The sequence below is a fragment of the Frankia sp. CpI1-P genome, assembly GCF_001421075.1.
Taxonomy (GTDB): Bacteria; Actinomycetota; Actinomycetes; order Frankiales; family Frankiaceae; genus Frankia; species Frankia torreyi.
Map to the genome: position 1 here is coordinate 1 of NZ_LJJX01000114.1, position 5380 is coordinate 5380.

Consider the following 5380-nt stretch of genomic DNA (forward strand, 5'->3'; position numbering starts at 1 on the left):
CGTCGAGGGTGAGGATGCCGGCGAGGTGGGCGGCGGTGATTTCGCCGAGGCTGTGGCCGATGAGGTAGTCGGGGGTGATGCCGTGAGACGTGATGAGGCGGTAGAGGGCGGTCTGGAGGGCGAACAGGGTGGGTTGGGTCCAGGCGGTGTGGTGGATGGTCGATGCCTGGGGGCTGTCGGGGTCGGCGTGGAGGATGTCGAGCAGGGGCTGGTCGAGGTGGGGATCCAGGGCGTCGGCGGCGTCGTGGAGGGCTTGGCGGTAGACGGGGTGGGTGGTGTACAACGCGTGGCCCATGCGGGGGTACTGGCTGCCCTGGCCGGAGAAGGCGAAGGCGAGCTTGCCCGTCCCGGCCAATCCGGTGATGACGGACGGGCCGGAGCCGCTGTCGGCAAGCTGGTCGAGACGGTCCAGTAGCTCCGGGGTGGTGGTGGCGAGGGCGACCGCGCGGTGTGGGAACACGGTGCGCGTCGCCAGCGCCCGGGCCAGTGTCGGCAGCGGCACACGGGCGGTACCGCCGGTGTCGCCAGCGCCGGCGTCGGCATTGACGTCGGCGGAGTCGGCGGCGCGCAGGTGGGTGGCCAGGCGGCGGGCCTGGTCGCGTAGCGCCTCGGGGCTGCGCGCGGACAACGGCACCAGCACCGGCAGCGCTTCCCGTCCCGCCGCCGCATCGTCCTGCGCGTCGGCGCTGTCTTTCCGCCCGTCGGCGCTGTCTTTCCGCCCGACGGCGTTGCCTTCCTGCGCGTCGGCGTTGCCTTCCTGGCCGTCGGCGTTCCCTTCGGTCGCGCCGTCGTCCGCCGGGGCCTGTTCGATGATGACGTGGGCGTTGGTGCCGCTGACGCCGAACGCCGACACCCCGGCCCGGCGGGGGGCGCCGGTCTCGGGCCAGGAGCGGGCCTCGGTGAGCAGCTCGACCGCTCCCGTCGACCAGTTCACCTGCGTGGACGGCGCGTCGACGTGCAGGGTGCGGGGCAGTAGGCCGTGCTGGAGGGCGAGGACGGTCTTGATGACACCGGCAGCGCCGGCGGCGGCCTGGGTGTGGCCGATGTTGGACTTGAGGCTGCCGAGCCAGAGCGGTCGGTCGGTGGGGCGATTCTGGCCGTAGGTGGCGAGGATGGCCTGGGCCTCGATGGGGTCGCCGAGCGGGGTGCCGGTGCCGTGAGCCTCGACGGCGTCGACGTCGGCGGCGGAGAGGCGGGCGCTGGCCAGCGCGGCGCGGATGACCCGTTGCTGGGACGGGCCGTTCGGCGCGGTCAGACCGTTGCTGGCGCCGTCGGAGTTCACCGCGCTGCCCCGCACCACGGCCAGGACGGGGTGGTTGTTGCGGCGGGCGTCGGAGAGGCGTTCCAGGAGCAGGATGCCGACCCCCTCGGCCCAGCCCGTGCCGTCGGCGGCGTCGGCGAACGCCTTGCACCGGCCGTCGGGTGACAGCCCGCGCTGGCGGGAGAACTCGATGAACGCCGCCGGCGACGACATCACCGCGACCCCGCCGGCCAGCGCCAGGTCGGCCTCGCCGCCCCGCAGCGCCTGGCTGGCCAGGTGCAGGGCGACCAGGGACGACGAGCAGGCCGTGTCGACGGTGACCGACGGTCCCTCGAAGCCGAACGTGTAGGAGATCCGCCCGGACAGCACGCTGCCGAGCGTCCCCAGGCCGATGTACGCCTCCAGCTCGTCGGGTATCTCGTGCAGGCGGGCCGCGTAGTCCTGCCCGGCGATCCCGGCGAACACCGCGGTCCGGCTGCCCCGCAGCGTCGTCGGGTCGATGCCCGCCCGTTCGAACGCCTCCCACGCCGTCTCCAGCAGCAGCCGTTGCTGGGGGTCGGTGGCGAGGGCTTCGCGGGGGGNGATGCCGAAGAACTCGGCGTCGAAGTCGGCGGCGTCGTGCAGGAAGCCGCCGTGGCGGGTGTAGGACTTGCCCGCCGCGTCCGGGTCGGGGTCGAACAGCTCCTCGACGTTCCAGTCCCGGTCCGTCGGGAACTCGCTGATCGCGTCCCGGCCGTCGGCGACCAGCTCCCACAGTCCCTCCGGCGTGGTGACCCCGCCCGGCAGCCGGCAGGCCATGNCCACGATCGCGATCGGTTCCCGGCGGCTCGACTCGACCTCCCGCAGGCGCTTCTGCGCCGTCCGGGCGTCGCTGACCGCGCGCTTGAGGTACTCGCGGAGCTTGGCGTCATTGGACATGGTCGGTGGCTCCCTCAGGATGAACTGCGACGGGGTCAGGAGGACTCGACGTTGTCGTCCAGCAGGGCGAACAACTCGTCGTCGGTGGCGGAGTCGAGGTCGATCTCGTCGTCGGCCGGGTCCGCGNGGACGACGTCCGCCCACCGGGCGACCAGCGCCCGCAGCCGGGTGACCGCCTCGGCGGTGTCGGCGTTGTCGCCGCCGGTCGCCTCCAGCACCGCCTCCAACCGGTCCAGGACGCGCAGCGGCGAGGAGGTGTCCGTGGTCCCGGCGGAGCCCAGCTCGCCCGCCAGGAAGTCGGCGATCGCCACGGGGGTCGGATAGTCGAACACGAGCGTGGCCGGCAGGGTGAGCCCGGTCGCCGCGTTCAGTCGGTTGCGCAGGTCGACGGCGGTCAGCGAGGTGAGGCCCAGCTCGCGGAACGCCCGGGTGGCCCCGACCGTTGCCGGGCTGTCGTGGCCGAGGACCACCGCCGCCTCCGCGCGAACCAGGTTCAGCAGCAGCTCGTCGCGCTCGCTCGGGGCGAGGGCGGCGAACCGCTCGGCCAGGCTCGGTCCGCTCGGGGCCGCGGACAGCCCGGCCAGCGCGCCGTCGCTGCCCGGCCCGTCGGCGACGAGCTCGCCGTCGACGAGCCGGACCGGGGTGGGATCCAGCCAGTAGCGCCGCCGCTGGAACGCGTACGTCGGCAGGCTCACCCACCGCCGGCGCCGCTCCGAGCCGTCCACGGTGCTGGGGCCGTCCACGGTGCTGGGGCCGTCCACGGTGCTGGGGCCGTCCACGGTGCTGGGGCCGCCGGCGGTGCTGGGGCCGCCGGCGGCGGCGGGGCTGCCGGTGCCCGGATCGGCGACGGTCGCACCGAGCACGACCCGCCAGTTCACCTTGGCCCCGCGTACCCAGGCCTCCGCCAGCGCGGCGCGGATCTTGGTGAGGTCGCCGGTGTCGCGGCGCAGGGTTTCGGTGATGGCGACGGGGCCGGGAAGGTCGGGGGTGGTGTCGAGGGTTTCGGCGAGGGCGGTGGTGAGGACGGGGTGGGGGCTGATCTCGATGAACAGGTCGTGGCCGNCNNNGAGCAGGGCGCGGGTGGCNGNNTCGAACAGGACGGGTTGGCGCAGGTTGGTGTACCAGTAGTCGGCGGTGAGGGTGGTGGGGTCGATCCAGTCGGCGGTGACGGTGGACAGGATGGGGATGGTGGCCGGCTGGGGGCGGATGGGGGCGAGCGCGGTGAGCAGTTCGTCGCGGACCGCCTCGACCCACGCCGAGTGCGAGGCGTAGCCCACCGGGACGTCTCTGGTGCGGATGCCCTCGGCCCGCAGGCCGGCGACGAACTCGGCCAGCGCCTCGTCGCTGCCGGCGATGGCGGTGCTGGTGGGGCTGTTGAGGACGGCGACGGACACCGGGGCGGCCCCGTCGCGGAAGCGGGCGAGCCGCTCGCGGACCTGGTCGGCGGGCAGGTTCACCCACACCACCGCCCCCGGATCGGGCAGCGCGCCGAGGATCTGTCCACGCAGGGCGACCACGCGGGCGGCGTCGTCGAGGGTGAGGGCGCCGGCGATGTGCGCGGCGGCGATCTCGCCCTGGCTGTGCCCGACGACGGCGTGCGGGTGCACCCCGTGGTGCTGCCAGAGGCGGGCGAGGGCGACCAGGACGGCGAACAGCGTGGGCTGCACGACGTCGACCCGGTCGAGGGNGGGNGCGTCGGGCCGTTCGTGCAGGACGTCGAGCAGGTTCCAGTCGATGTACGGGGCCAGGGCGGCGGCGACGGTGTCGAGGTACCCGGCGAAGACCAGGCTGGTGGCGAGCAGCTCACGGGCCATCCCGGGCCACTGGCTGCCCTGGCCGGGGAAGACGAACACGGTGGTGGCGGTGGTGTCGGCGGCGCCCCGTACGACGCGGGCGCTGGCCGTCCCACCGGCCAGCGCGTCCACCGCGCCCAGCAGGTCGGTGCGGTCGGCGCCGAGCACCACGGCCCGCTGCTCGAAGACCGTCCGCGCCGCGACCAGGGCGTCGGCGACGTCCGTCGGATCGAGCCCGGCGCCGGCGTCCGACCGGACGAAGGCCCCGAGCCGGTCCGCCTGCGCCCGCAGCGCGTCCGAGGTACGGGCCGACAGGATCCACGGCAGCACCGGATCGCCGCCCGACCTCGCCGGCCCGGCGGTCTCGGTCCCGCCCGGCTCGGCCGGCAGGGTGCCGCGGGCCGCGAGGACGTTCTGATCCGCCGGGGCCTGTTCGATGATGACGTGGGCGTTGGTGCCGCTGATGCCGAAGGAGGAGACGGCGGCGCGACGCGGCCGGTCGGTGTCGGGCCAGGGGGTGGGTTCGGTGAGGAGCGCGACGTCCCCGTCGGTCCAGTCGACGTGGGGGCTGGGGGCGTCGACGTGCAGGGTGCGGGGCAGTAGGCCGTGCTGGAGGGCGAGGACGGTCTTGATGATGCCGGCGGCGCCGGCGGCGGCCTGGGTGTGGCCGATGTTGGACTTGAGGCTGCCGAGCCACAGCGGTCGGGTGCGGTTCTGGCCGTAGGTGGCGAGGATGGCCTGGGCCTCGATGGGGTCGCCGAGCGGGGTGCCGGTGCCGTGGGCCTCGAGGGCGTCGATGTCGGTGGGGTTGAGGTGGGCGGCGGCGAGGGCGGCGCGGATGACCCGCTGCTGGGAGGGGCCGTTCGGGGCGGTGAGGCCGTTGGAGGCGCCGTCCTGGTTGACGGCGCTGCCGCGGATCACGGCGTGGATCGGGTGGCCGTGGCGTTGGGCGTCGGAGAGCCGTTCGACGAGGAGCATGGTGGCGCCCTCGGCCCAGCCGACGCCGTCGGCGNCGGCGGCGAAGGCCTTGCACCGCCCGTCGNGNGNNAGNCCGCGCTGNCGGGAGAACTCGANGAACNCNGNNGGNGNNGCCATCANNGCNACNCCGCCGGCCAGCGCCAGGTCGGNNTCGCCGCTGCGCAGCGCCTGGGCGGCGAGGTGCAGGGCGACCAGGGACGACGAGCAGGCGGTGTCGATGGTGACCGACGGTCCCTCGAAGCCGAACGTGTAGGAGATCCGGCCGGTCGCGATCGACCCGGCGTTGCCGTTGCCGAGGTACCCCTCCAGGGCCCGCGGCACGGCGTGGATGCGCTGGGAGTAGTCGTGGTACATGACGCCGGCGAAGACGCCGGTGGTGCTGCCGCGCAGGGTGGTGGGGTCGATGCCGGCGCGTTCGATGGCTTCCCAG

The 5380-nt window shown here is 74.5% G+C and carries 1 protein-coding gene and 6 pseudogenes; all 7 read right to left on the minus strand.

The annotated features are described in order from the left end of the window. Positions 1-1842 (minus strand): type I polyketide synthase (locus FF86_RS30760; protein ID WP_242419929.1); only part of this gene is annotated, 1842 nt, incomplete at both ends. Position 1843: 1 nt separating this feature from the next. Further along, a pseudogene (locus FF86_RS61420) lies at positions 1844-2060 on the minus strand (beta-ketoacyl synthase N-terminal-like domain-containing protein); the annotation flags it as partial. A gap of 1 nt (position 2061) precedes the next feature. Further along, a pseudogene (locus FF86_RS69610) lies at positions 2062-2218 on the minus strand (polyketide synthase docking domain-containing protein); the annotation flags it as partial. A gap of 88 nt (positions 2219-2306) precedes the next feature. Then, positions 2307-3243, minus strand: a pseudogene (locus tag FF86_RS61430) (phosphopantetheine-binding protein); the annotation flags it as partial. 25 nt (positions 3244-3268) lie between these two features. Beyond that, positions 3269-3866 (minus strand): annotated as a pseudogene (locus FF86_RS61440) (acyltransferase domain-containing protein); the annotation flags it as partial. 5 nt (positions 3867-3871) lie between these two features. Continuing rightward, positions 3872-4984, minus strand: a pseudogene (locus FF86_RS61445) (acyltransferase domain-containing protein); the annotation flags it as partial. Between the two features lie 117 nt (positions 4985-5101). Continuing rightward, a pseudogene (locus FF86_RS61465) lies at positions 5102-5380 on the minus strand (beta-ketoacyl synthase N-terminal-like domain-containing protein); the annotation flags it as partial.